General features: G+C 60.0%; 22 protein-coding genes. 8 read left to right on the forward strand and 14 right to left on the reverse strand.

The features are described from left to right. Positions 1-5: 5 nt before the first annotated feature. The 3 genes from ACW5XD_RS19580 to rhlB all read right to left on the reverse strand — a co-directional run bounded on the left by ACW5XD_RS19580 (position 6) and on the right by rhlB (position 3981). Entirely contained in the window at positions 6-980 is a 975-nt protein-coding gene (locus tag ACW5XD_RS19580; protein WP_456496317.1) for a DUF4382 domain-containing protein, read from the reverse strand. 207 nt (positions 981-1187) lie between these two features. Next, on the reverse strand, positions 1188-2678 hold the full coding sequence (gene gppA / locus ACW5XD_RS19585) for a guanosine-5'-triphosphate,3'-diphosphate diphosphatase (RefSeq protein ID WP_456496318.1): 1491 nt from the start codon (positions 2676-2678) through the stop codon (positions 1188-1190). 13 nt (positions 2679-2691) lie between these two features. Next, complete coding sequence (gene rhlB, locus ACW5XD_RS19590) at positions 2692-3981, reverse strand: ATP-dependent RNA helicase RhlB (RefSeq protein ID WP_456496319.1); 1290 nt, start codon at positions 3979-3981, stop codon at positions 2692-2694. 113 nt (positions 3982-4094) lie between these two features. Between rhlB and trxA the strand changes: the two genes are divergently transcribed. The 5 genes from trxA (at position 4095) to fre (ending at position 9429) form a co-directional block, all read left to right on the forward strand. After that, the gene (gene trxA / locus ACW5XD_RS19595; protein WP_005307306.1) at positions 4095-4421 is read left to right on the forward strand and encodes a thioredoxin TrxA; all 327 of its coding nucleotides are present in this window, start codon (positions 4095-4097) and stop codon (positions 4419-4421) included. Positions 4422-4627: 206 nt separating this feature from the next. Continuing rightward, entirely contained in the window at positions 4628-5893 is a 1266-nt protein-coding gene (rho, locus tag ACW5XD_RS19600; protein WP_042036072.1) for a transcription termination factor Rho, read from the forward strand. 107 nt (positions 5894-6000) lie between these two features. After that, positions 6001-7008, forward strand: a complete 1008-nt coding sequence (locus tag ACW5XD_RS19605) for a hypothetical protein (RefSeq protein WP_456496320.1) — start codon at positions 6001-6003, stop codon at positions 7006-7008. Positions 7009-7038: 30 nt separating this feature from the next. After that, positions 7039-8508, forward strand: a complete 1470-nt coding sequence (ubiD, locus tag ACW5XD_RS19610; protein ID WP_456496321.1) for a 4-hydroxy-3-polyprenylbenzoate decarboxylase — start codon at positions 7039-7041, stop codon at positions 8506-8508. A gap of 222 nt (positions 8509-8730) precedes the next feature. After that, positions 8731-9429 (forward strand): NAD(P)H-flavin reductase, encoded by a 699-nt coding sequence (gene fre / locus ACW5XD_RS19615; RefSeq protein WP_456496322.1) that lies wholly within the window; start codon positions 8731-8733, stop codon positions 9427-9429. 138 nt (positions 9430-9567) lie between these two features. Here the strand turns inward: fre and ubiK are convergent, their stop codons facing one another. Further along, a complete protein-coding gene (gene ubiK, locus ACW5XD_RS19620) occupies positions 9568-9825 on the reverse strand; it encodes a ubiquinone biosynthesis accessory factor UbiK (protein WP_456496323.1) in 258 nt (85 codons plus the stop codon). Between the two features lie 300 nt (positions 9826-10125). Between ubiK and ACW5XD_RS19625 the strand changes: the two genes are divergently transcribed. Beyond that, on the forward strand, positions 10126-12558 hold the full coding sequence (locus ACW5XD_RS19625; RefSeq protein WP_456496324.1) for a VolA/Pla-1 family phospholipase: 2433 nt from the start codon (positions 10126-10128) through the stop codon (positions 12556-12558). A 72-nt stretch (positions 12559-12630) separates the two neighbouring features. Here the strand turns inward: ACW5XD_RS19625 and glpG are convergent, their stop codons facing one another. Both glpG and glpE read right to left on the reverse strand, forming a co-directional pair. After that, entirely contained in the window at positions 12631-13464 is an 834-nt protein-coding gene (gene glpG / locus ACW5XD_RS19630; RefSeq protein WP_456496358.1) for a rhomboid family intramembrane serine protease GlpG, read from the reverse strand. Between the two features lie 29 nt (positions 13465-13493). Then, positions 13494-13817: a thiosulfate sulfurtransferase GlpE gene (gene glpE / locus ACW5XD_RS19635; protein WP_042867378.1), complete on the reverse strand. Its 324-nt coding sequence runs from the start codon at positions 13815-13817 to the stop codon at positions 13494-13496. Positions 13818-13987: 170 nt separating this feature from the next. On the opposite strand from glpE, the gene ACW5XD_RS19640 reads away from it, so the two are divergent. Then, the gene (locus ACW5XD_RS19640) at positions 13988-14581 is read left to right on the forward strand and encodes a LysE family translocator (protein ID WP_456496325.1); all 594 of its coding nucleotides are present in this window, start codon (positions 13988-13990) and stop codon (positions 14579-14581) included. On the opposite strand, the gene ACW5XD_RS19645 is transcribed toward ACW5XD_RS19640, so the two are convergent. The 6 genes from ACW5XD_RS19645 to ACW5XD_RS19670 form a co-directional block, all read right to left on the reverse strand. Then, positions 14560-15402: a helix-turn-helix domain-containing protein gene (locus ACW5XD_RS19645; RefSeq protein WP_456496326.1), complete on the reverse strand. Its 843-nt coding sequence runs from the start codon at positions 15400-15402 to the stop codon at positions 14560-14562. The genes ACW5XD_RS19640 and ACW5XD_RS19645 overlap by 22 nt on opposite strands. A gap of 3 nt (positions 15403-15405) precedes the next feature. Beyond that, complete coding sequence (locus ACW5XD_RS19650; protein WP_456496327.1) at positions 15406-16107, reverse strand: ABC transporter ATP-binding protein; 702 nt, start codon at positions 16105-16107, stop codon at positions 15406-15408. 275 nt (positions 16108-16382) lie between these two features. Continuing rightward, positions 16383-17156: a high-affinity branched-chain amino acid ABC transporter ATP-binding protein LivG gene (gene livG / locus ACW5XD_RS19655; RefSeq protein ID WP_456496328.1), complete on the reverse strand. Its 774-nt coding sequence runs from the start codon at positions 17154-17156 to the stop codon at positions 16383-16385. After that, positions 17153-18421: a high-affinity branched-chain amino acid ABC transporter permease LivM gene (locus ACW5XD_RS19660; protein WP_456496329.1), complete on the reverse strand. Its 1269-nt coding sequence runs from the start codon at positions 18419-18421 to the stop codon at positions 17153-17155. The genes livG and ACW5XD_RS19660 overlap by 4 nt, the downstream gene beginning before the upstream one ends. A gap of 97 nt (positions 18422-18518) precedes the next feature. Then, positions 18519-19445, reverse strand: coding sequence for a high-affinity branched-chain amino acid ABC transporter permease LivH (gene livH, locus ACW5XD_RS19665; RefSeq protein ID WP_456496330.1), 927 nt, complete (start codon positions 19443-19445; stop codon positions 18519-18521). A 64-nt stretch (positions 19446-19509) separates the two neighbouring features. Beyond that, on the reverse strand, positions 19510-20631 hold the full coding sequence (locus tag ACW5XD_RS19670) for a branched-chain amino acid ABC transporter substrate-binding protein (RefSeq protein ID WP_456496331.1): 1122 nt from the start codon (positions 20629-20631) through the stop codon (positions 19510-19512). 435 nt (positions 20632-21066) lie between these two features. Between ACW5XD_RS19670 and ACW5XD_RS19675 the strand changes: the two genes are divergently transcribed. Then, entirely contained in the window at positions 21067-22071 is a 1005-nt protein-coding gene (locus tag ACW5XD_RS19675; protein ID WP_456496332.1) for a substrate-binding domain-containing protein, read from the forward strand. Positions 22072-22152: 81 nt separating this feature from the next. Here ACW5XD_RS19675 and ACW5XD_RS19680 read toward each other — a convergent pair whose 3' ends face one another. Both ACW5XD_RS19680 and ACW5XD_RS19685 read right to left on the reverse strand, forming a co-directional pair. Next, entirely contained in the window at positions 22153-23478 is a 1326-nt protein-coding gene (locus tag ACW5XD_RS19680; protein WP_456496333.1) for a 6-phospho-alpha-glucosidase, read from the reverse strand. Beyond that, positions 23475-25064, reverse strand: a complete 1590-nt coding sequence (locus ACW5XD_RS19685) for an alpha-glucoside-specific PTS transporter subunit IIBC (RefSeq protein WP_456496334.1) — start codon at positions 25062-25064, stop codon at positions 23475-23477. Before ACW5XD_RS19685 ends, ACW5XD_RS19680 begins: the two co-directional genes overlap by 4 nt. Positions 25065-25337 lie beyond the last annotated feature (273 nt).

Raw genomic sequence — 25337 nt, forward strand, 5'->3', positions numbered from 1 at the left:
TCTCGCTACAGGAAATTGATGCTGGTGGCGGGGGCCACCACCGCCTGACCTTTCAGTACCTGCTCCAGTTGCAGTGGCTCACCTGCCAGCTCGGGATCATCCTCGTTGCCATTGCAGACCAGCGCCAGATCGTAATTGCCGAGGTCAACAAATCCCAGCTCGTAGCCAAAGCCGCCTCCTGTCTGCGGCAGCACGGGGGCGCTGGCGTAGAAGCCGTTGTCGCTGTCGGCCATGTCGGGGTAATTGTCATCGTTTCTCGGCTGATAGAGATAGACGAAGGCCTTGTCGGTCAGCTGACCGCCGCAGGCACCGCTCGCTACCGTGCCCTTGACGGTTGCGACCTGGGTATTGTTCACCAGCCGCACCCCTCTGGGTTTGAGCTTGTAATACTGCTCATGGCCCGGCAGCACCATGGACTGACGCAGATCGAATTCGGTGGTAAAGGCGCTGAGGCCGTTGGCCGCTATGGTGAAGGCATCCAGCTTGAGTTCGCTGCTGGGCACCTCCAATGGCTTGATCACGCCATCATCCTGTTTGACGTAGGAGTAGGGAGTGCCATCCAGAAACTGGTTGGTCGTCTCCCGCCCATCCAGCACCCGTAGTCGCATCTGGCTGTAATCACCCGGCACCACGCTCTGGCCGGCCAGCAGGGGACGGCTGGTGGAGCCAGGGTATTGCAGTAGATCTATGTAGGTGAACAGGGGATATCCCGCGCTGTCGAGAGGAATGGTCTCCCCCGCCGGCGTGCAACCATCATCCTGGGCCGAGGTCAGGAAGCTGGCGGTTGTCCAGCCCAGCTCGGTGCCCGTGACGGGGTGAATGCTGATGTTGGAGACGGCGATACAGACCTTGCTGACTGCATCCACGGGGGCATCGGAGAAGGCCAGCGACAGCTGGGCATTCTGCTGGTTGTCGTTGTCACTGCCGCCACCACATGCAGTCAGCAGGGCGGTCAGGCCTATCAGGGTCAAAGGTTTCATGGCGTCCATTCCTGTTGGGAGACGCTCCTACTCTAGCCGAGATGGTGAAACGGGGTGGAAAGCAAAGCGATCCGGGAGGGTGTGATCTGGCTGAAAAGCCAATGAAATCAATGATCAGCCTTGAATGGAGCTAGGTTTGGCTGCGAAAGGGATTGTCGGAACAGGCTGGGGCGTAGTGCAAAGGGGGCTGATTGGGGGTGAGCCCAATCAGGCTTCCAGCAAGTGGGTGGGCCAGCCCATCTTCTGCTGGCGATCCACTTCAAGGCGCAATTCGCTGGCGCGCAGGTAGTGCTCGTCCAGCCAGCCCTTGGGCAGGGTCAGGGTCAGCGCCTCTTCATTGGCCTGCAGGGTGAAGCTGGGCACAGTGCCCTGAGTGCGACGCATGCAAAGGATCAGCGAGATGCGCAGAATGCGGGCTAGGCGGATCGCCTGACGACCGGTGACGGCGCCCTGCTTCTCCAGCGTTTCCAGCTTTAATTCGTCCCGCTGGTTGAACAGCAGAGCCGACAACAGCTTCTTTTGCGCAGGGGTGAAGCCCGGCATGTCGATGTTGTCGATGATGTAGGCGGCGTGTTGCGGCGCCTTCTTGTACTCGATGCAGAGGCCGATCTCGTGCAGCAGAGCTGCATAGCGAAGGATCGGGCGACCGTAACGTTTGGAAAGACGCCAGCTCGGTTGCAGTTGGGTAAAGGCTTCGATGGCGGTGTCACGGACCCGCTCGGCATGCTCCTTGTCCAGCTGATAACGGTTGATCAGGCTGTCGGCAGTGCGATCCCGGGCATCGCAGTCGTGATTGTTGCCGAGCAGACCGTAGATCAGCCCTTCCCGCAACGCCCCGCCCGCGAGGGTCATGCTCTCTATGTTCAGGGTTTCGAAGATGGCGATCAGGATGGCGAGGCCGGAGGGGAACACGGTCAGCCGCTCGGCTGCCAGCCCTTCCAGCTGCAGCCGGTCCAGTCTGCCGCAGGCGATAGCCTGACCCATCAGCTCCTGCAGTTTCGGCAGTGTGACCCGCTCGCTCTTCCCCTGCGCCAGCATGATCTCCTGCAGCGCCTGTACCGTGCCGGAGGCACCGACGCAGGTGCGCCAGCCGAGGGTGCGGTAATCTTCCGCCACCTTCTCCAGTACCGCCTTGGCGGCCGTGATGGCCTGCCCGAAACGGGCTTCACTCAGCTCGCCATCACCGAAGTGGTTGTTGAGCCAGGTGACACAACCCATGTGTAGGCTGTTGAGCAGTTTTGCTTCGCTGTGCTCGCCGATCACCAACTCTGTGCTGGCGCCGCCGATGTCGATCACCAGCCGGTTGCCTTCTCCGGCAGAGGTCCAGGAGACACCCTCGTAGATGGTCTTGGCCTCTTCCTCGCCAGAGATGATCTCTATGCTGTGGTTGAGCACCCGTTCCGCTTCGCTGAGGAACTCGTCAACGTTGGTGGCCAGGCGCAGTGTGGCGGTGCCCACCACCCGGATGTTGTCGGCCGGAATGTCCTGCAACTGCTCGGAGAACAGGCGCAGGCAGTCCCAGCCCCGCTCCATGGCGGCACGGCTGAGACGAAATTCCGGATCGAGCCCGGCGGCGAGGCGAACCTTGCGCTTGACCTTGGTGACGGTGCGCAGCGCACCGGCGACCTCGCGCACCACCAGCATATGAAAGCTGTTGGAGCCGAGGTCGATGGCGGCATAGAGAGGCGAGTTGTGCAACTGTGCCTGTCCTTCAGCTCTTGCGCGGTGGACGACGACGGTTGTTGCTGTTGGCACCACCCTGGCGATCCCGCATGTTGCGGTTCACCGGTTGGCGGTTGCGAACGACCCGTTTCGGTGCGGTCACGTCATCCAGCAGCGCTTCGCGATCATACTTGCTGACCGGGATCGGGTGGTGGATGTACTCCTCGATGGCCGGCAGGTTGAAGGCATAGTCTTCACAGGCCAGGCTGATGGAGTGACCGCTCTTGCCGGCACGACCGGTACGACCGATACGGTGTACATAGTCCTCGGCGTCGTCGGGCAGGTCGTAGTTGAAGACGTGAGTCACGTCCGGGATGTGCAGACCACGGGCGGCCACGTCGGTGGCGACCAGGATGTCCAGCGTTCCCTTGGTGAACTCCTCCAGAATTTTCATCCGCTTCTTCTGCGGCACGTCACCGGTCAGCAGACCGACGCGGTGGCCGTCATTTTCCAGCCACGCATGTACGTCTTCACAGACATGCTTGGTGTTGGCAAAGACAATGGCTTTTTCCGGCCACTCTTCTTCCATCAGGGAGAGCAACAGCAGCATCTTGTCTTCGTTGGAGGGGTAGAACAGCTCCTCCTGGATGCGCACGCCGGTCATCTGCTCGGGCTCCACCTGCACGTGTTCCGGGTGGTTCATGTGTTCGTAGGCCAGCTCCTGCACCCGCAGGGAGAGGGTGGCGGAGAACAGCATGCTCAGCCGCTCGGTCGGCGCCGGCATGCGGCGGAACAGGAAGCGGATGTCCTTGATGAAGCCCAGATCGAACATGCGATCCGCTTCATCCAGCACCACGACCTGAATGTTGCTCAGATCGATGACCTTGGACTTGAAGTAGTCGATGATGCGGCCGGTGGTGCCGATCAGGATGTCGACGCCCTGCTCCAGCACAGCCAGCTGCTTGTCGTAACCTTCGCCGCCGTAGGCGAGGCCGAGCTTGAGACCGGTAGAGGCGGCTATGCTGTCGGCATCGTTGTAGATCTGTACTGCCAGTTCCCGGGTGGGCGCCATGATGATGGCTCTGGGTTGGTTAACCAGACGGGGATTGGTCAGCGGGTGGGTCAGCAAATAGTTGAATGTCGCGGCCAGGAAGGCAATGGTCTTGCCGGTTCCGGTCTGGGCCTGACCGGCGAGGTCATGACCTTCTACCAGCAGTGGCAGAGACAGCGCCTGGATGGGCGTGCAATAGTGAAATCCCTTTGATTCCAGACCAGCCAGAACTTCGGGTTCGAGGCCCATTTGGGCGAATTTTTCGGTCGTTAAGTGTGTTTTGCTCATGGCGGTAGGTTATCAGGTTAGGCTTGCAATAATAAACAGGATCATTTCAAATAGGGCAACTATTGCCTTTGTTGATACGTCAATAAAGCCTTAATTACTGACTGGAGTTGGAGATGAGTGACAAGATTGTTCAGCTGAGCGATGCCAGCTTCGAGGCAGATGTAATCAAAGCCGATGGCGCCGTTCTGGTCGACTTCTGGGCCGAATGGTGTGGTCCGTGCAAGATGATTGCCCCGATCCTGAACGAAGTCGCCCAAGAGTATGCCGGTCGTGTGACCGTGGCGAAATTGAACATCGACCATAACGCCGACACTCCGCCCAAGTATGGCATTCGCGGTATTCCGACCCTCTTGCTGTTCAAGAATGGCGAAGTGGCAGCGACCAAGGTCGGTGCCCTGTCCAAGACTCAGCTGAAAGAGTTTCTGGACGGTAACCTGTAATAATCAAAAAGGAGCGCATTGCAATAATGCGCTCCTTGTGTTTTATCACCTAGACGCTCATCCCGATTGGTGCTAGTTTATCGTTCGTTTGCTAACCTTTTTGCCTGACTCTTTGCTTAACAACAGCCCGGCAAATCAAATCCGATCAGCATCAATCCAGCAGACTGTCTCCTCATTTCAATCCTTGCTTACAGACTTTCACCACTATGAATCTGACTGAATTAAAGAACACTCCTGTGTCCGAGCTGGTCAAGCTTGGCGAATCCATGGGGTTAGAAAATCTGGCTCGGGCGCACAAGAAAGATATTATTTTCGCGATCCTCAAGGCGCATGCCAAGGGTGGTGAGGATATCTTTGGCGACGGTGTGCTGGAAATCCTGACCGATGGTTTTGGCTTCCTGCGCAGTGCAGACGGCTCCTATCTGGCAGGCCCGGACGATATCTATGTCTCCCCGAGCCAGATCCGCCGCTTCAACTTGCGTACCGGCGATACCATCTCCGGCAAGATCCGGCCACCGAAAGAGGGCGAACGTTATTTCGCGCTGCTCAAGGTCAACGAGGTCAACTACGACCGTCCGGAAAACGCCCGCAACAAGATCCTGTTCGAAAACCTGACCCCCCTGCATGCCAACGAGCGTCTGCGCATGGAACGGGGCAATGGTTCGACCGAAGACATCACAGCCCGTGTGCTGGACCTGGCTTCCCCCATAGGTAAAGGCCAGCGCGGCCTGATCGTGGCACCGCCCAAGGCCGGTAAGACCATGCTGCTGCAGAACATCGCCCAGAGCATCGCTTACAACCACCCGGACTGTGAACTGATCGTCCTGCTGATTGACGAGCGTCCGGAAGAAGTGACCGAGATGCAGCGCATGGTGAAGGGTGAAGTGATCGCTTCCACCTTTGACGAGCCGGCATCCCGTCACGTCCAGGTCGCCGAGATGGTGATCGAGAAGGCCAAGCGCCTGGTCGAGCACAAGAAAGATGTGGTCATACTGCTGGACTCCATTACTCGTCTGGCCCGTGCCTACAACACCGTCATCCCCTCATCCGGCAAGGTACTGACCGGTGGTGTGGACGCCAACGCCCTGCACAGACCCAAGCGCTTCTTCGGCGCCGCCCGTAACGTTGAGGAAGGCGGCAGCCTGACCATCATAGCGACCGCGCTGGTTGATACCGGTTCCAAGATGGACGAGGTTATCTACGAAGAGTTCAAGGGTACCGGCAACATGGAACTGCACCTCTCGCGCAAGATTGCCGAGAAGCGCGTCTATCCGGCCATCGACATCACCCGCTCCGGCACCCGGAAGGAAGAGTTGCTGACGACCGGTGACGAGCTGCAAAAGATGTGGATCCTGCGCAAGATCATTCACCCCATGGGCGAGATCGACAGCATAGAGTTCCTGATCGACAAGTTGGCTGCTACCAAGACCAACGACGAATTCTTTGACTCCATGCGGCGTCAACAGAAGTAATCCGGTCGGACAATGACGAAACCGCGGCTCAGGTCGCGGTTTTTGTTTATCTATTTTCCGGTCGCTTGAGTAGTATGAAACCTCGATGTCACAAGGACAGGGACGTCATGAAGCTGGTACTCCTGATATGGCTCGGTTGGCTGATGGGCATGCCGGTGCATGCTGCACCCCTCTCGGTGGTCAAGTTTGAACTGATTGCCGATGAAGGGTTGCAGGGCCATCTCGATTATCTGGGCAGCCGTCTGCAGCGGGGGCAGTTTGCCGCCATGGATTCGCTGCTGGACTCGCTGGCCGTGGGCCAGCGGGAATACCTGCTGTGCCGGCTGCTGGCCACCCTGGATGCCAGCCCCAGAGCGAGTTCCCCCGAACTGCTGGCCTGGGTGCGCACCCAGTCGGTCAAGGCACCCCGCTGGCTGGTGGAGAAGGAGATGGACGGTTTTCTGATCCAGCAGCCTGCCTATGATTTTGCCGCCGCGGCGCGGCTGGTACTGAGCCGCTGGCAGCAGCAGGCCTGGCAGGACAACTACCGTCAGTTGCTGGAACAGAACAACTTCGAATTCAAACAGATCTACAACAGCCGCAACCCGGATCTGGCCCTGCAGCAACAGGCGTTGCTGGTGGTACTCGAGCGGCAGCCTCTCTTTGTCTTGCAACGCGAGGCGCGCAAGCTGGCCGCGATGAGCATCTTCCTGCCCGACAATCGGCTGCTGCGGCAGCTGGTCGAGCGCACCGGCGACAGCGCCCTCTATCAGAAGTTGTGGCACCAGCCGGTGGATCATGACAGCGTGGCCGCCCTCAGGAGCGTGGCCCGTTTTCACTCAGGCCAGGAGGCGAGCGATCTGCTGATCGCCGCCAGCCGCAACGGCCGTCTGAAACTGCCCGCCCTGCAACAACTCAGCCAGCTCTCGCCCCTGCCCGACACGGCGCAGCAGTTCTTGCTGGCCGAGCTCGGCAATCGTCAGTACAGCGGTCAGGTGGCCAGTCTGCTGTTGCAGATGGATGAACCCAGGCTGCTGGCCCAGCTCGCCGATCGACTAACCCGGCAAGAAAAGCGCCATGCAAGTCCTGTGATGCTGCCCGATACGGGTACACCCGTCGCCCCGCCAAGGTTATAATGCGGCACCGCCTGAACACAGGGTACCTGCATGAAATACAAGGATTTGCGTGATTTCATCGCGCAGCTGGAACAAAACGGACAACTCAAGCGCATCACCCGCGAGATAGATCCCTATCTGGAGATGACGGAGATCAGCGATCGCACCCTGCGTGCGGGTGGCCCGGCCCTGCTGTTCGAAAATCCCAAAGGCTACCGCATGCCGGTGCTGACCAACCTGTTCGGCACCCCGGATCGAGTCGCCATGGGCATGGGTCAGCCCAACGTCGGCGCTCTGCGCCAAGTCGGGGTCTGGCTCTCCTACCTGAAGGAGCCCGAGCCGCCGCGCGGCCTCAAGGAGCTGATGGAGAAGCTGCCCATCTTCAAGCAGGTGCTCAACATGCCGACCAAGCGGCTCTCCTCCGCCCCTTGCCAACAGGTTGTGCTGGAAGGGGAGGCGGTCGATCTGGACCAGATCCCGATCCAGCACTGCTGGCCCGGCGATGTGGCGCCCCTGGTCACCTGGGGCCTCACCATCACCCGCGGCCCCTACAAGAAGCGGCAGAACCTCGGCATCTACCGTCAGCAGAAGATCGGCAAGAACAAGCTGATCATGCGCTGGCTGGATCATCGCGGTGGCGCCATCGATTTTCGCGAGTGGCAGGAAGCCCACCCGGGCGAGCGCTTCCCCGTGGTGGTGGCGCTGGGCGCCGATCCTGCCACCATTTTGGGGGCCGTGACGCCTGTGCCTGACTCTCTCTCCGAGTATGCCTTCGCCGGTTTGCTGCGAGGCAGCCGTACCGAGGTGGTGAAGGCGCTGAGCTGTGAGCTGGAGGTGCCCGCCAGCGCCGAAATCGTGCTGGAAGGTTACCTGGAGCCGGGTGAGCTGGCACCGGAAGGGCCCTATGGGGATCACACCGGTTATTACAACGAAGTGGACGAGTTCCCGGTTTTTACCATCACCCACATGACCATGCGTCGCGATGCCATCTACCACAGCACCTACACAGGCCGGCCGCCCGATGAACCGGCGGTGCTGGGGGTGGCGCTCAACGAGGTGTTCGTGCCGCTGCTGCAGAAGCAGTTCCCCGAGATAGTGGACTTCTACCTGCCGCCGGAAGGCTGTTCCTACCGGATGGCGGTGGTGACCATCAAGAAGCGTTACCCGGGCCATGCCAAACGGGTGATGCTGGGGGTCTGGTCCTTCCTGCGCCAGTTCATGTACACCAAGTTCGTGATCGTCTGCGATGACGACATCAACGCCCGCGACTGGAAGGACGTGATCTGGGCCATCACCACCCGGATGGACCCGGCCCGGGACACCACCCTGATCGAGCACACCCCGATCGACTATCTGGACTTCGCCTCGCCGGTCTCCGGTCTTGGTTCCAAGATGGGGCTGGATGCCACCAACAAGTGGCCGGGGGAGACCAACCGCGAGTGGGGGCAACCCATAGTCCAGGACGAGGCGGTGAAGCAGAAGGTGGATGCCATCTGGGACGAGCTGAATCTTCTCGGCTAAGTCTGACTATCAGAGTGCAAGGGCGCTATATCACTCGGGCCTGGTCGAAAATACCCGGCCAGCCAGAGGATCCGCCGTGCCACCGTCGTGCTGCTGCAAAAGGTTGATGATCTCCGGGTGGAATTGGGTATGCTCGGGGAACCTGACCAGCTGCACTGGTCGTCAGTCCACAGTGAATCAATGAGCGAAAGCGGGCCGAGCGAGCCCGCCACAAGGATAAGAATGCAACGTATCAAGTGCCGCGTAGAGGAACTGCGCGAATATGTCGACACCATCTGGCACGTGGCCCTGACGCCGCAGCAAGCGGTCAGCTTCAAGCCGGGCCAGTATCTGCTGGTGGTGATGAGCGATTCGGACAAGCGCCCCTTCTCCATCGCCAACTCACCGACTCGCCCCGGTGTGCTGGAGCTGCAGATCGGCGCCACCCCTGAAAACGCCTATGCCGGTCAGGTGCTGGCCCGCATGCGCGAACAGGGCGAGATCGAGATCGAACTGGCGGCAGGCAAGGCCTTCCTGCGGGAAGAGTCGCCCCGTCCGTTGATCCTGATGGCGGGCGGCACCGGCTTCTCCTATGCCCGCTCCATTCTGGAGTTCCTGATCGATACCGGCAGCAAGCGCCCCGTGTTCTTCTACTGGGGCGTGCGCCAGGCACACTGGCTCTATGAACAGGAGCAGATGCAGCAGTGGGCGCGCGACTATGCACCGTTGAGCTTTATCCCTGTGGTGCAGGAGCCGGAAAGCAACTGGACCGGCAAGACGGGGCTGGTGCACAAGGCCATCATGGATGACTTCGTCAGTCTGCATGACTACGACATCTATGTGGCCGGCCGTTTCGAGATGGCCGGCGCGGCGCGGGAGGAGTTCAAGATCCTCGGTGCCGAGCCTGAGCGCATCTTCGGTGACGCCTACGAATTTATCTGAGCGTCTATTGCGGTCTATTAGGCTTCGCTAATCGACCCTGCCGGCTTTTCACGTCTCTTCGGCGAGCCAGAAACAACAAACCCCAGCCAGGCTGGGGTTTGTTTTATGCGCCGAGCGAGCCGGCGGCGTCAGCGTGTGTTACTCGCCCTTGGCGCCGAGCTGCTGTTCCAGCTGCGTCAGCTTGGCCTCGAGGGCGGTCAACTTCTCACGGGTGCGCAACAGCACCTTGGTCTGCACGTCAAACTCTTCGCGACTGACCAGATCCAGCTTGCCCAGTTGGGACTGCAACACCTGACGGATTTTCTTCTCCACCTCTTCACCCATGCTGCGAATGCCGGGCGGCAGGGCGTTGTGCACCTGTTTGGCGATCTCTTCCAGTTTCTTCGGGTCGATCATGTGGTTCTCCTTAAGCAATGGCGACATTCTACCGACAATTCAGCCGCTTTGCCGAGATCGGGGTGGCTTTTTGCCATCAGGAGCAGAGGGGTCGCTGGTCGGGTCTGGTATTTGGAATGAAGGTGTTAACCTATTGAGTCCCGTATCTATTCCAATTCCTTGATGTTGTACACAAAAAAAGCAGATCAGATGACCGACCAGACGCTTAACAATTGTTGCGTTGCTGTTAAGATGGTCAGGTCGGGTTTTCACCCTCCCCCGTCAGCACATCATGGATAACAACTAAAAAGAGATAAGGATATGAAAAAGAAGCTAATTTATGCCGCAGTTGTCAGTGCCCTGTTGGCTGGCTGTGGTGGCAGTGACGATAACAAAGGCGACACCTCAAGCTATCTCGACTATCTGTTGACCGGTTCCAACTCTGTACGCCCCAGTGCCCTGGCGGCCCGGGCCAGCGATGGTACCCTGAAATTCTCCACCGAGACCGCGGATCTCTCCAACCCCGTCTCCGCCATGTCGACCCTGGATGGCTGGTCCACGACCCAGGCTATCCAGATCGTGCCCGTCACCTCGTCCGGCATCACGGTTCAGGCACCGACGGCGGCCGAGTTTGGCGCCTCGGTGGCACCGCTCTACCTGCTGGAACTGAGCTTTGACAGCACGGCGCTGCGCCCGAACGGTGTGAAGAAGGTGCTGACCTACGGTGTGGACTTCGTGGTGGCTGCCTCGGCCGGCAAGCTGAACCTGGTTCCGCTCAAGCCGTTGAACCCTTCTTCCTACTACATGATAGTGGCCACAGACTCGCTGAAAGACAGTCGCGGCGATGCCCTCAAGGCAGGCAGTGACTACGGCAACTACAAGAATAACGCCGGCAGCAATGCTCAGGAACAGACCATCAACGGTCTGATCGCGCTGCAGGAAGGCTTGTTCAAGGCCGCGACCGGCATCGCCACGGACCATGTGATCTTCTCCGACTGGTTCGGCACCCAATCTGGCGCCGATGTGCTGGTGGCTGTGAAGGGCGCGGCCGCTTCCGTGCTGAAGAGCCCGACCCTGGACGCTGCCGCCCTGTGGAAGCAGGATGCTCTGGGCAACACCAGCCTGCCCGGCACCTATACCCTGGCCGTGACCGGCAACAATGCCTTCCTGACCCAGCTGGATGCCGAGCAGTTCCTGCCGCAGGAGCAAAAAGATGCGATCGCCGCTGCCGTTGAAGCTAACCCGCAATTGAAAGGTCTTGCTGGTATGACCCAGGTCTATACCGGTACGGTCAAGTTGCCCTACTTCCTCTCCTCACCGGCCACTGCCGGCTCCTGGAGCAAGGCCAAGACCCAGTCCTGGCACGGTGCCATCCCCAGCCTCTATGCCATCGCCAATGCCCTGAAGGCACAGGATGCCGAGGTGATCGGCGGTCTGGTGGGCGCCGGTGTGGATCCGGCCCTGCTGGGCGAGCTCATCGCCGACCCGAGCCGTCAGGCCGAGCTGCTGGCCGAAGCGAGCAAGCTGATCGGGGTGACGCTCACCTCCGGCGGCAAGCCGCTCGATGCCGAGCAGAACATAGGCCGCTTCAACCCGCTGCCGATGCTGGAAGAGGTGCAATCCGTGCCGATGCGGATCTTCGCCGCAACAGTAGACTTGAAGACCATCACGGATGTCATCATCTATCAGCATGGCGTGACCTCGGTGAAGGAGAACGCCTATGCCCTGGCGCTGGGTCAGATTGGTGCGGGCTTGCAGGCTCCAACACCTAAGAATGTCGCTGTGGTGGTAATCGATCATCCGCTGCACGGCGAGCGAGGCTTCGCCCTGAGTGGCAGCATGGATACCGTGACCACCTCCGACAATCCGACGCCGTACCTGAACCTGAGCTACCTGACAGTGGCGCGGGACAACCTGAAACAGAGCGTGGCGGATCTGCTGGGTCTGCGTCTGGCGGTTGGCCTGGCCAACGCCAAGGGGTTGGGTACTCAGCTTGGTGGTGCCGGCCTCAAGGTACACTTCCTGGGTCACTCGCTGGGTGCCATCTCGGGTACCAACCTGCTTGCGGTCGCCAACCAGACCCTGGGCAACGCGCAGGCGGATGCCCTGTTCAAGTTCGATACCGGTGGCCTGGCCATGCCGGGTGGCGGCATAGCACCGCTGTTGCTGAACTCGCCGACCTTCGGCCCGACCATCAAGATGGGCGTGCTGACCAGCGGCAGTGCCGAGCTGAAGGCCGGTTTCACCGCCTATGCGCCCAACTGCCAGACGGCGGTGCCGACCTGCTTCGTCAACGAGTTCCTGCCGAGCCTGGACGCGGCCACTCAGGCGACCGCAGCCAGCACGCTGCAGAGCTACAGCTTTGCGGCCCAGTCGGTGCTGGATTCGGCTGACCCGATCAACCTCGGCCGTGGCATCAAGGCGGACTTCCCGCTGTTTGCCACCGAGATCGTCGGTGACGGTGCCCTGAGCCTGTCGGATCAGGTGATCCCGAACAGCATAGCGTCCGCCCCGCTGGGTGGTACCGAGCCGCTGTTCAAGGTGCTGGCACTGCAACCCCTGACAGCTACCGGCGCGGCCAGCCACAACGCGGCCCGCTTCGTGGCCGGTGGTCACAGCTCGCTGCTGGCGCCGGACGAGAACTTCGATCCGAGCGGCGACGTCACCACAGAGATGCAGTCCCAGTTCGGCAGCTTCTTCATGAGTGGCGGTACCGCGGTCAAGGTGACCAATGGCAGCCTGCTCAAGCAGTAAGCCTGTCGGCCAATAAAAACGCCGCCCCTCGGGGCGGCGTTTTCGTTTCTGCGACTGGGGCAGGGCCAACCGTCAGGCAGGCTGGTGGTTTCTGTCCAGCCACCCTTGCAACAGGCCGACCAGCAGCCCTACCAGATGAGCCATGTTGGCGGTGCTGGTGCCGAGCAGGTCGAAGAAACCGAGCACCAACCAGAACAGCATGAAGCCCATCAGCGCCGGTGGCAGGGTGAGGCCGCAGGCCGGTTGTAGCTTGCCACGCAGCCAGCAGTAGCCGAGCAGGGCATAGACAACGCCGGAGAGGCCGCCAAACAGCGGGCCGCTGACGAAGAACTCGGCGATGTTGGGCAGGGCGGCCCCCACCAGCAGCAGGATCAGCAGCTTGCCACTGCCGAGACGCTGCTCTATCTGGCCCCCCAGATACCACCACCACAGCAGGTTGAACACCAGGTGCAGCACCGAGAAGTGGATCAGGGCTGGTGTGAAGTAACGCCACGCCTGCCAGTCGGTGAACTGGGCCAGGGTCGGATGGAACGCCAGCTCGTCAAAGATCGGCAGGCCTATGGCATTGATGCCGTAGATGGCGAGACAGGCGATGATTACCACCAGCGTCAGCGGCCCCGCCTGATGGAGGAAGTCGGTGACGGGATCCGTCATTCCCTTGCTGTAGTCGATGCGGGCATCCGCTCGGCCCGACTGCCAGGAGGCTTCCATGTAACGGGGGTGGGTCGGCTCTGCCAGGAAGCGCTTCACCTCCAGCTGGGCCTGGGCGAGGCGCTGCTCGTCCGCCAGCCAGACCGAGACGCCGAGCTCGGACTGGGTCAGCTCGCACGAGATGCCGAGAGTGGCGAGGTAGTCCACCAGCGCCTGGGCCATGCGGGCGTCGCCCAGCACCAGCAGCTGGATCATGCCGGCTGAGGTGGAATTGCCTGCCCTTGTCATGCGTCGCCTGCCTGGACGGGGAATTCCTTGCGCCACGCCTCGAAGCCGCCATCCAGGCTGTAGACCTGGTCATAGCCCTGTTGCAGCAGGTACTGGGCCGCTCCCTGGCTGCTGTTGCCGTGATAGCAGATCACGATCACCGGCGTATCGAAGTCCACCTCGTCCATGAAGCGCACCAGAGTGCCATTGGTGAGGTGGAAAGCGCCGACTGCGTGGGCTGCCTCGAAGGATTGCGGATCGCGAATATCCACGAGGCGGGCTTCACCGGCGGCGATCTTCTGGTGGGCATCATGGGCACTGATATGGGCAAACTGGTCCATTAACATGTCCTGTGAATAGGTGATTGTGGGTCAGTTTACCGCAAGCCTGCGCTGGTGCTAAGCCCGCAATGTGTCGGCTCGTCCCGCCGTGGGAGATCGCAATTTTCTTCAATATCGGCGCCAGGCTCATGGGTAGGGTGAGGGCACAACACATTCAACGAGTGTCATCCATGGAAATGAGTCTGCTGTTATCCATGGCCGGGTTTGCCCTGGCCATGTCCATCTCTCCCGGCCCGGTCAATCTGGTCGCCCTCAGTGCGGGGGCGCAATATGGTTTTCGCGCCAGCCTGCGCCATGTGGTGGGGGCCACCCTGGGCTTCATCCTGCTATTGCTGCTGATGGGGCTGGGCCTGGGGGCTACATTGTCGCACTGGCCAATGGCGCTCAGCGGCATCCGCTGGGGAGGCATCCTCTTCCTCTGCTACCTGGCCTGGCTGCTGATGACGGACAAGGGAGAACTGAAGCGTGAGGGCGGCACGCCACCCGCCTTTTTATACGGCGCCCTCATGCAGTGGCTCAATCCCAAGGCCTGGCTGGCGGCCAGCATGGGCATGGGGGCCTATGGGGCCGTGGGCAATGTGGGTCAGACGATATGGTTCACCGGCCTCTATCTGGTGATCTGCCTTGCTTCCATCGCCTGCTGGGCTTATGTCGGCAGCTGTCTGCAGGAGGCCCTGCTCGCGCCTCGCCGTCTGCGCTGGTTCAACCGCGGAATGGCGATGCTGTTGTTGCTCAGCGTTGGCTATCTTGTGCTGGAGCGCTGAGGGAGGCACTGGTATTGGCCCGGGGTCGCGGCGACCAGCCGCTTGAACTGGCGCTGGAAGTGGGCCTGATCGGCGAAGCCCGTCGCCAGCGCCACCTCGACCAGGGGGCGCCCCTGAACGAGCAGGGCACGGGCATGGCGAATGCGTTGGTTGAGCAGGTAGGCGTGGGGGGTCATGCCGTAATGGCGGCTGAAGGCGCGCACGAAGTGAGACGGGGTCAGCCCGGCGACTGTGCTCAAGTGCTGCAAGGTGAGGGGGCTGGCGTACTCGTCCTGCATCAGCTCGGCGGCGCGTCTCAGATGCAGGGGCGGACGCGCGTCCCATCTGGCGGGAGTGAGCCTGGCCAGCAGCTGGTGGCTGAACAGATGGCAGGCCACCTCCTTGGCGAGGCGATCCTGGCGGTCATCCCGCAGGGTGCGATAGAGGTGCTGCAAGCGGGCATACAGCAGGGGATCCCGGCTGGCCGTCATGTCGAAGGGGCGAAAATGGGCCCCCAGTCCGGCCTCTTCCTGCTGGCTGCGCAGCCAGTCGATATCGAGGTAGAACATCAGATAGGACCAGGGCTGGTCTGCGATGGGGTTGCAGGCGTGCACCTCTTCCGGGTTCATCAGCACCAGGGAGCCCGAGCCGACCTCCTGCCTGCTGCGCTGGTTGAGGTAGTGGCTGTGGCCGCCGGTGATGGCGCCGATGGAGAAGTGGGCGTGACTGTGTTTGTCGTAACAGACGCGGCGGCCATCCTGCACCGCCCGCGCCTCTATGAAGGGCAGGGCCGGATCGCGCCAGAACAGGTGGCGATCCTGCTCGGCACCGGCCCTGCTCATGAGTTAACCACCCAGGTAGGCCTGCCGTACTGCGGGGTTGGCCAGCAGGGCGGCCCCCGTGTCTTGCAGCACCACATGGCCATTCTCCAGCACATAGCCCCGATCGGCCAGCTTGAGCGCCTGGTTGGCGTTCTGCTCCACCAGGAAGATGGTCATCCCCTTCTGGCGCAGCTGCTCTATGGTGTCGAAGATCTGCTGGATGACGATGGGGGCCAGCCCCAGCGAGGGTTCATCCAGCAGCAGCAGGCGCGGCTTGCTCATCAGGGCGCGGCCTATGGCCAGCATCTGCTGCTCGCCGCCGGACATGGTGCCGGCGCGCTGTTGCAGCCGCTCGTGCAGACGCGGGAACAGGGTGAACACCTGATCCAGCAGGGCCGGTTGCTCGGCCTTGTCGACGAAGAAGGCGCCCATCAGCAGGTTCTCCTCCACCGTCAGGCGCGCGAAGATGCGGCGCCCCTCCGGCACCACGGCGATATCCTTGCGCATGATGCGGGCCGTAGTGAGGTCGCTTATCTGCTCCCCCTCGAACCAGATGCTGCCGCTGCTAGGCTTGGGCTCGCCGCACAGGGTCATCAACAAGGTGGTCTTGCCGGCGCCGTTGGCACCGATCAGGGTGACGATTTCCCCCTCTTTTACCTCGACGCTGACGTCGTGCAGCGCCTGGATCTTGCCGTAGTGGGTCGATACGTTGCGAAGTTCTAACATCTTGCTTCCCTAGGGTCTGTTGATGTTTCGGCGCAAGCCGCGTTGCCGCGTCAAATGACGCCAGGCTAGACGCGGGGCGCAGACAATGGCTATTCCCTTGGCAAGTCCCGCAACAACGCATGGCGTCATTTGCCGCGCAACCCGAAGGGACGGGTCCGTTTTTTCGCGTAACGTCGTTACTCGACGGCTCATATGGATCACCAAACTTCGCGCCTCGCGCCTAGTTTCGCGTCAAAACTGACTCTGTCGCGGTCGTGACGAAACGTCAACAGACCCTATGACTCGCCCAGATAGGCCTTGATCACGGCCGGATTGTTGCGGATCTCGTCCGGCTTGCCGTGGGCCAGCGGGGTACCCTGATTGACCACGAAGATGCGGTTGGAAATACCCATCACCAGCTTCATGTCGTGTTCGATCAGCAGCACAGAGACGCCAAATTCGTCCCGCAGGCTGATGATCAGCTCGTTCAGCTCATCGGTCTCGTGGGGGTTGAGGCCGGCGGCAGGTTCGTCCAGCATCAGCAGATCGGGCCGGGTCGCCATGCAGCGGGCGATCTCGAGCCGGCGTTGCTGGCCATAGGCCAGGTTGCCGGCGGCGCGATTGGAGAGATCCTTGAGGCCCACCTTTTCCAGCCAGAAGGCGGCGTGTTCCAGTCCCTCCTGCTCGGCACGGCGAAAAGCCGGGGTCTTGAACAGGCCGGCGATAAAACTGGTGTTCAGGTGGCGATGTTGGGCCACCAGCAGGTTCTCCACTGCCGTCATGTCCTTGAACAGCCGCACGTGCTGGAAGGTGCGCACTATCCCCTTGCGGGCGATAAGGTGACCGGGCAGCCCCTGGATCTCCTCACCCTTGTAGCGAATGGTGCCACCGCTCGGGCGATAGAAGCCGGTCAGGCAGTTGAAGACGGTGGTCTTGCCCGCACCGTTGGGGCCAATGATGGAGATCACCTCCCCCTTGTCTATGTCCAGCTTGACGCCGTTGACGGCCAACAAGCCTCCGAAACGCATCGACAGATCAGAGACTTCCAACAACTTCTGATGACTGTTCATTTCTGTAGCTCCAGGTGAGGTCTGGTCATCGGCAGCAGTCCCTGTGGCCGCCAGATCATCATGAACACCATCAGCAGACCGAACATCAGCATGCGGTACTCGTTGAATTCACGGGCCAGTTCAGGCAGCACCGTCATTACTATGGCGGCCAGCACCACCCCGATCTGGGAGCCCATGCCGCCCAGCACCACGATGGCGAGGACTATGGCCGACTCGATGAAGACGAAGGACTCCGGGCTGATGAAGCCCTGGCGCGAGGCAAAGAAGCTGCCGGCGAAGCCTGCAAAACAGGCGCCTATGGTGAAGGCGGTCAGTTTGATGATGGTGGGGTTGAGCCCCAGCGACTTGCAGGCGATCTCGTCCTCCCGCAGCGCTTCCCAGGCACGGCCCAGCGGCATGCGCAGCAAGCGGTTGATGACGAACAGGGTGGCCACCACCAGCACCAGCGCCATCAGGTAGAGGAAGATCACCTTGTGGTTGGCGTTGTAGGCGATGCCGAAGAAGTCGTGGAAGGTGCCAAAGCCCCCATCCTTGACGGTGCGGTTGAACTCCAGACCGCCCAGGGTCGGTTTGGGAATACCGGAGATGCCGTTCGGGCCGCCGGTGAGGCTTGTCATGTTGTTGAGCAGGATGCGAATGATCTCGCCAAAGCCCAGCGTGACGATGGCCAGATAGTCCCCGCGCAGCCGCAGCACGGGAAAACCGAGCAGGAAGCCGAATGTAGCCGCCATCAGGCCGGCGATGGGCAGACACTCCCAGAAGCTCAGGCCGAAGTAGGTGTTGAGCAGGGCATAGCTGTAGGCGCCGACCGCGTAGAAGCCGACGTAGCCCAGATCCAGCAGACCGGCCAGGCCCACCACCACGTTCAGCCCCAGTCCCAGCATGATGTAAATCAGGGTGAGAGTGGCGAGATCGATGGCGCCGCGAGAGGCCATGAAGGGCCAGCTCACTGCAAACAGCAGCACCAGCACGGCGGTGAGGTTATAGAGCTTTGGTGCCTCTTCCGGGCTTGGCAGTACCAGCTTGGTGAAGCCGATGGAGAAGCCGCTGATGGAGCCTTTGAACAGCCGGCTGATCTGGCCGCGCAACATCTGGAACCAGAACACCAGGGCGGCACCGCCCACCAGCCAGGCCAGTGACACGTCGAGGCGGCTGACTACCAGCAAACGGGTGCCGTCGGTCTCGAGTTTGAAGCCGAGCAGCCAGAAGGAGAGCACCAGCAATACCAGGCTGGCGATGCAGGCGTGAATGAATTGGCGTTTCATCAGACTTTCTCCACTTCCGGTCGGCCAAGAATGCCGCTGATGGACATGAAGAGCCGCATCAGGCTGGCGACAGGTGTATGAATATATTGATGTTTCATCATACTTTCTCGACCTCCGGGCGGCCGAGAATACCGGTGGGCATGAACAACAGAACGCCAATCAGCAGGGCGAAGGCCATCACATCCTTGTACTCGGTGCTGAGATAGCCGGCGGTGAGTGCTTCCACCACCCCCAGCAGCAGGCCGCCGAGCACGGCGCCAGGTATGCTGCCGATGCCGCCCAATACCGCAGCAGTGAAGGCTTTCAGCCCGGCCATAAAGCCGAGATAGGGGTTGATGACGCCGTAATACATGCCGAGCAGCACACCCGCGACGGCGGCCAGGGTGGCCCCCAGCACGAAGGTGATGGAGATGACCACGTGGGTATCAATCCCCAGCAGGTTGGCCATCTTGATGTCTTCCGAACAGGCACGGCAGGCACGGCCCATGCGGGAGCGGCCGATGAACTGGGTCAGCGCCAGCATGGTGATGAAGGTCACCACGAAGATGATGAGCTGCATGTAGGAGAGACTGGCCTGAAAGCCGTCCTCGGTGCCCAGGGTCCAGCCCCCGGAGATCAGGGTGGGCATGGCGATATCGCGCGAGCCCTGAGCCATTCGCATCATGTTCTGCAAGAAGATCGACATGCCGATGGCGGAGATGAGGGGGATGAGGCGGTTGCCGCCCCGCAGCGGACGATAGGCGACCCGCTCTATGGTCCAGCCATAGGTTCCCGTGATGATGATGCTGACCAGGAAGGCACCTCCCAGCAGCAGGACTGTGCTGTCGATGCCCATCATCATGAGCCCGGCCATCACCATAAACGCGACATAGGAGCCGATCATGTACACCTCGCCGTGGGCGAAGTTGATCATGCCGATGATGCCATAGACCATGGTGTAGCCAATGGCGATCAACGCATAGGTGCTACCTATGGTTAACCCGTTCAGCAGCTGCTGAACCAGGTAAAGGAGGTGTTCGGACATACTGCGATCCCTGTACTTGCCCGCAAAGAAAGGAGGGGTGACTCATGTCACCCCGGCCGGCAGATTATTTGAGTTGAGTGGAGGTACCGTCGGCGTGCCATTGGAACACACCGAATTCAAAGCCTTTCAGGTCGCCACTCGGTGCCCAGCTCAGGGTACCCATGACGGTATCGATCGGCGTGGCCTTGATGGCGGCAGCGACCGCAGCCGGGTCATCTTCACCCGCCTTGGCGATACCGGCAGCCAGTGTCTGCACCGCCGCATAGGTAGTCCACACGAACGGACCGGAGGAGTCCTGGCCCTTGGCCTTGAACGCGGCTACCAGCGGGGCGTTGGCCGGTACCAGATCGTACTTGTTGGGCAGAGTGACCAGCAGGCCTTCGGAAGCCGGGCCACCGATGGCGGAGATGTCCTTGTTGCCAACCCCTTCCGGACCCATGAACTTGGCTTTCAGGCCCTTCTCGCCAGCCTGGCGCAGGATCAGACCCAGCTCGGGGTGGTAGCCACCGTAGTAGACGAAATCGACGTTCTCTTTCTGCAGCTTGGCGATCAGGGCGGAGAAGTCCTTGTCACCGGCGGTAATGCCTTCGAACGCCACCACTTTCACGCCGGCCTTGTCCAGCGATGCCTTCACGCTGGTAGCAATGCCTTCACCGTACTGCTTCTTGTCATGAATGACGGCCACGCGCTTGGGCTTGACCTGCTCGATGATGTACTTGGCGGCGGTCGGGCCCTGGTCGCTGTCCAGGCCTATGGTACGCAGCACCAGTTGATAGCCACGCTCGGTGATCTTGGGGTTGGTGGAGGCTGGAGTGATCATCAGCACGCCTTCATCTTCATAGATGTCGGAGGCGGGCAGAGTGTTGTCTGAGCAGAGGTGGCCGACCACGAACTTGACGCCGTCGTTGATCACCTTGTTGGCGACCGCTACGGCCTGCTTGGGATCGCAGGCGTCGTCATAGATGACGGCTTCGATCTGCTTGCCCTTGATGCCACCCGCCTTGTTGATCTGCTCGACCGCCATCTTGCCGCCGGTGAACTGCATGTCACCGTACTGGGCGACCGGGCCTGTGACCGGGCCGGCGATGCCGATCTTGATGGTGTCTGCCGCGTGAGCCAGCGATACCGATCCGAACAGAGCCATAGAAACCGCTGTCCTGACTGCCATTTTGCTCAACTTATTCATCGATTCGTCCCTTAATCAGTGGATTGTTTCATTTTCCGTGTGCCATTCCGGACCGTGATCCCGCCAGTCCGGTAATAGGTATGGTTCTATCATTCCTCGCTGGGCAATAACAAGCTGTTAAAGATACTAACCAGAGCGGGTGGGTTAGTGCTTTTTTGGAGCAAATGGCTAGTTTTAAACGACACGGTGGACGTTAATGCTGTTTTGTTAAGTTAACATCTTTACAACAAGATGTGCTGATGACAAATGGCAGATGAAAAAGCTGACGATATTTTACCCTGACACTGCTCCCATTTTGACCAAAATCCATTTGCGCAAATAGAAATGAGCCCCTAGATTAGCCAGCATTGACAATTCATTGGCAGCGCCTGTTAAAACCAAGCCTTTATTCGGGAAATCTGCTAATGTTCCGCTTTTGATATTCAGGAGACAGAGATGGCCACTATCAAGGATGTCGCCTCACGGGCAGGCGTATCCATCTCCACCGTCTCACATGTACTCAATCACACCCGTCGGGTCAGCGAAGATGCAACCCAAAAAGTGCTTGAGGCGGTGGCAGAACTCAACTACGCGCCCAATTCGGTAGCGCGCAGCCTCAAGATAAACTCAACCAAGACCATCGGCATGCTGGTCACCACCAGTGCCAACCCCTTCTTTGCGGAAGTGGTGCAAGGGGTGGAGGCGTACTGTTTCGAACAGGGTTACAGCCTGATCCTGTGCAACACCGAAAACCAGCCGCCCCGCCAGCAGCATTACCTGAGAATGCTGATGGAGAAGCGGGTCGACGGTTTGCTGGTGCTGGGAACCGATATCGACACCCCGCTGCGCGACATGCTGCGGATCCACAAGAATGTGCCGCAGGTGGTGCTGGATTGGGGCACCGAGTGCGATTTCGCCAACGTGATCAATGACAACGCCCGCATAGGCGCGCGTCTGGCCGTGCGCCATCTGCTGGAGCAGGGTCACACGGACATCGTCTGCATCACGGGTCAGATCTCCAAGCCGACCACCCAGCAGCGACTGGACGGGGTACGCGATGCCCTGGGCGAACATGGCCTGACCCTGAAAGACGAGCAGATCTTCGAAGGGGATTACGAGAGCCAGAGCGGTTTCGATGCCATGCAGCGGATCCTGGCCCTCACGCCTCGCCCGACGGCGGTTTTTGCCTTCGACGATCCCATGGCGATCGGCGCTATCTGCGCCGCCTGGGAAGCCGGGGTCAAGGTGCCGGACGACATCTCCATGATCGGCTATGACGACGTGGAAATGGCGCGCTTCTCCAGTCCGCCGCTCACCACCATCCGCCACCCCAAGGCCGAGCTCGGCCTGCTGGCGGTGAAGCACCTGGTGAGCCGGATCCGCAACAAGGCGCTGGAAGTCGAGTCCATGACGGTAGAGCCTGAGCTTATCGTTCGCCGCTCGGTCAAATCCCTGCGCTGACCGCCACGCCGTATTGCACGGCGATAGTCGGCACCACGAAAAACCCCCTCGTCACCGAGGGGGTTTTTGTTTGTGGGCGATTTATTGCAGCGGCGGCCAGTAATCCTTGTTGGCGGCCATCAGGTCATCCAGGATGGCCTTCGCCACCGAGGCGCTCGGCACCGTCTTAGACAGGGTGATCGCCTGCCACAGCTTCTGGTAGGAGCGTTCGACCCAGGCTTCCACCACCAGCTTCTCGACCGCCACCTGCTGGCCCATCAAGCCTTGCTGGAACAGGGGAATATTGCCGACCTGCAAGGGCTCTGGCCCGCTGCTGCCCACCAGACAGGGGATCTCGACCATGGCCTCGGGGTCGAAGTTGTTGATGGCACCCCGGTTCGGGACTATCAGCAGCATCCGCTCCTGGGTGTTGAAGGCGATGGCTGTGGCCAGATCCACGATATAGGAGGCGTGCTCGTCTATCTCCAGCTCCCCCGCTTCTGAGTGACCCGCCTTGACGATGGTGCGACAGGCGCTGAACACCTGCTTCTCGCGGTGCTCCATCACCTCGTTGGCGCGGGTATGCTCAGGGTTGGCATGGGCCACCACATAGTCAGGGTAGAGGTAGTACTTGAGATAGGTGTTGGGCAGGGTATCTGGATCGAGCGCCCACACATCCCTGGCCTTGGCGAAGGTATCGTTCCAGCTTGCTTCGGCATGGCTGGCGCTGTTGGGCACATAGCCGTGGCGGGCGACGTGTTCCTTGATCTTCGGCATCAGGTCGTTGCCTGCCAGATCCTCGATGCGGGTCCACCAGCCGAAGTGGTTGAGACCGTAGTAGCGTACCCGCATCTCTTTGCGTGACTTGAGGCCGGCGATCTGGGCCATGCGCCCCTCGATCCCGATCGGCATGTCGCAGATGTTGAGGATTTTGGCGTTGGGACGTAGGCGACGGGTCGCCTCCGCCACTATGGCGGCCGGGTTGGAGTAGTTCAGCATCCAAGCGTTGGGGGAGTACTGCTCCATGTAGTCGACCAGCTCCAGTACGCCGCCGATGGAGCGCATGCCGTAGGCGATGCCGCCTGGGCCACAGGTCTCCTGACCGACCACGCCGTGGCGCAGGGGGATCTTCTCGTCCTGCTCGCGCATGGGGTATTTGCCGACCCGGATGTGGGCCATGACAAAATCCACCTCGCTGAAGGCCGCCTTGGGATCGGTACCGTAGCTGAAGGCAATCTCGGGTGCCTTCTCTTTCAACAGGATCCTGCATGCCTCGGCGATGACTTCCTGGCGGGCACCATCGTTGTCGTAGAACTTGATCTCCTTGAGCGGGAAACGATGCTGGTTCTCCAGCAGCATGAGGACGATACCCGGTGTGAAAGTGCTGCCGCCGCCGGCGATGACTACAGAGAATTTTTTCATGATCATGACTCCGTTACGAAAGAAGAGGATTGAGTGGGGTTGTTCATTATCGATTCCATATTTTCACGTACCTGAGGCACATGCAGACCTATGATTATTTGAATGCTGTCGCCATGACGAACCACACCATGGGCGCCCAGTTGTCTGAATATGTCATCTGCCGCAGCCTGGCTGGAATTTATCAGCGATATTCTTAAGCGGGTGGCGCAATTATTCAGGCTTCTTATGTTTTTGCTGCCGCCGAGTGCCTCGATAATTTGCTCCGCAATATCACTGCCTCGTTGTTGTTTGGCTGCCTGATAATCGGCCTTGGAATACAGCTTTATTTCGCTGTCTTCCCGCCCCGGGGTTTTCAAATTGAATCTCAGAATGAGACTCCTGAATATCAGGAACCAGAGTCCGGTAAACACCAGGCCTATGGCTATCTGGGTAAACATCATGCCGGCATGGTTGTGGAACATGGGGATCCAGTTCTGCGGCAGGAACTGGTCGAGCAGGCCGCCGCCCATGTTGCCGACGACACCGAACAGGTACATGACTGTGGCCATGGTGGCAGCCAGCAGGGCATGGATGGCAAACAGCAGTGGCGAGATGAAGAGGAAAGTGAATTCAAGCGGCTCTGTGATGCCCACCAGCATGGCGGTCAGGGTCGCCGGGATCAGCAGACCGGCCACCTTGGCCTTGTTTTCACGGGCTGCAGTGGCGTAGATGGCCAGGGCAATCCCCATGGCACCGAAGATCTTGGAGTTGCCGTGCAGTGCGAAGCCACCCTGGGGGAACAGCTCGATGAGCGGACGCGTGCTCTGGCTGAACTCCTGCAGATGCTGGGCCCAGTAGAGCTGGATGCCGCCTTCCACCGCGGCCGGGCCGAAGATGAAGGGGCCATAGATGAAGTGGTGCAGTCCGGTCGGGATCAGGATGCGCTCGAGGAAGGTGTAGACCCAGACACCGAGCGGGCCCGAGATCAGCATGAACTCCTGCAGGGATGCGATGCCCATCTGTACCTTGGGCCACCCCAGCAGGGTCAGCCAGGCACAGGGGATCATCACGAAGAAGGCAATGATGGTGACAAAGGAGCTGCCCTGAAAGATGCCGAGAAAGACGGGCAACTGTCGATCAAACAGCCGGTTGTGCAGGGCGGTGACTATACCCGAGATGGCGATGGCCCCTATGATGCTGGTGTCCAGCGTCTTGATCCCGGTGACCATGGCCAGGCCGCTTTCGCCGCCGACCACCTGATTGAAATCGACCCCGAAATAGTCGCCCCAGGTCATCCCCATGGCATTGATGAAATAATTCCAGGTCATGAAGCTGACCAATACGGAGAGACAGGCTCGTGCCTGCGCCTTATTTGCCAGCCCAATCGGTAAACCGATGGCAAATATAAGTGGCATGTTTCTGAATACGGTCCAGCCACCTTCTTCAATAATATTGACTATTTGAAAGAACAACCCTTGCGGGTTTGCCAGCGCCTCTCCCACGAACATGGGATTTTTCAGCATGATTGCAATGCCCACTACCATACCTGCAAATGGAAACAGTAGTACAGGAGTAAACATTGCTCCGCCAAAGCGTTGAATTTGACTGAGCATATATCGTCCCTTTATTAAAAGAGTTTTTGATGAGGTGTTGTCTGTGTTGCTGAATTGAACCTAACAACAATGGGTCAAGCCCTCATGAAATATGTGGTGGTTATGTGATCCGGCGCATGCTCTTATTTAGACAAAGAGATCTAAATTTTGAGATATTATTGTACATCTTGTTTTTGTGACGTTCTTGTCGTTTTATTTGAATTTAAAATTGTTTATTTTAAATTGGTTGAGCCTGGAGTCCCTGAATGAGGGGGCCGCGGGTACAGGCCGGGA

Source organism: Aeromonas enterica (assembly GCF_054052465.1).

Excerpts from the sequence above, each read along its gene's own strand:
- livH (WP_456496330.1), bottom strand. The coding sequence starts at position 19,445 with ATGTCCGAACACCTCCTTTACCTGGTTCAGCAGCTGCTGAACGGGTTA.
- fre (WP_456496322.1), top strand. The coding sequence starts at position 8,731 with ATGCAACGTATCAAGTGCCGCGTAGAGGAACTGCGCGAATATGTCGAC.
- glpE (WP_042867378.1), bottom strand. The coding sequence starts at position 13,817 with ATGGACCAGTTTGCCCATATCAGTGCCCATGATGCCCACCAGAAGATC.
- ACW5XD_RS19640 (WP_456496325.1), top strand. The coding sequence starts at position 13,988 with ATGGAAATGAGTCTGCTGTTATCCATGGCCGGGTTTGCCCTGGCCATG.
- ACW5XD_RS19670 (WP_456496331.1), bottom strand. The coding sequence starts at position 20,631 with ATGAATAAGTTGAGCAAAATGGCAGTCAGGACAGCGGTTTCTATGGCT.
- ACW5XD_RS19680 (WP_456496333.1), bottom strand. The coding sequence starts at position 23,478 with ATGATCATGAAAAAATTCTCTGTAGTCATCGCCGGCGGCGGCAGCACT.
- ACW5XD_RS19645 (WP_456496326.1), bottom strand. The coding sequence starts at position 15,402 with ATGAGCAGGGCCGGTGCCGAGCAGGATCGCCACCTGTTCTGGCGCGAT.
- ACW5XD_RS19650 (WP_456496327.1), bottom strand. The coding sequence starts at position 16,107 with ATGTTAGAACTTCGCAACGTATCGACCCACTACGGCAAGATCCAGGCG.
- ACW5XD_RS19605 (WP_456496320.1), top strand. The coding sequence starts at position 6,001 with ATGAAGCTGGTACTCCTGATATGGCTCGGTTGGCTGATGGGCATGCCG.
- glpG (WP_456496358.1), bottom strand. The coding sequence starts at position 13,464 with ATGATCCAGCTGCTGGTGCTGGGCGACGCCCGCATGGCCCAGGCGCTG.
- ACW5XD_RS19625 (WP_456496324.1), top strand. The coding sequence starts at position 10,126 with ATGAAAAAGAAGCTAATTTATGCCGCAGTTGTCAGTGCCCTGTTGGCT.
- rhlB (WP_456496319.1), bottom strand. The coding sequence starts at position 3,981 with ATGAGCAAAACACACTTAACGACCGAAAAATTCGCCCAAATGGGCCTC.
- ACW5XD_RS19675 (WP_456496332.1), top strand. The coding sequence starts at position 21,067 with ATGGCCACTATCAAGGATGTCGCCTCACGGGCAGGCGTATCCATCTCC.
- ACW5XD_RS19580 (WP_456496317.1), bottom strand. The coding sequence starts at position 980 with ATGAAACCTTTGACCCTGATAGGCCTGACCGCCCTGCTGACTGCATGT.
- trxA (WP_005307306.1), top strand. The coding sequence starts at position 4,095 with ATGAGTGACAAGATTGTTCAGCTGAGCGATGCCAGCTTCGAGGCAGAT.
- ubiK (WP_456496323.1), bottom strand. The coding sequence starts at position 9,825 with ATGATCGACCCGAAGAAACTGGAAGAGATCGCCAAACAGGTGCACAAC.
- ACW5XD_RS19660 (WP_456496329.1), bottom strand. The coding sequence starts at position 18,421 with ATGAAACGCCAATTCATTCACGCCTGCATCGCCAGCCTGGTATTGCTG.
- ubiD (WP_456496321.1), top strand. The coding sequence starts at position 7,039 with ATGAAATACAAGGATTTGCGTGATTTCATCGCGCAGCTGGAACAAAAC.
- livG (WP_456496328.1), bottom strand. The coding sequence starts at position 17,156 with ATGAACAGTCATCAGAAGTTGTTGGAAGTCTCTGATCTGTCGATGCGT.
- ACW5XD_RS19685 (WP_456496334.1), bottom strand. The coding sequence starts at position 25,064 with ATGCTCAGTCAAATTCAACGCTTTGGCGGAGCAATGTTTACTCCTGTA.
- rho (WP_042036072.1), top strand. The coding sequence starts at position 4,628 with ATGAATCTGACTGAATTAAAGAACACTCCTGTGTCCGAGCTGGTCAAG.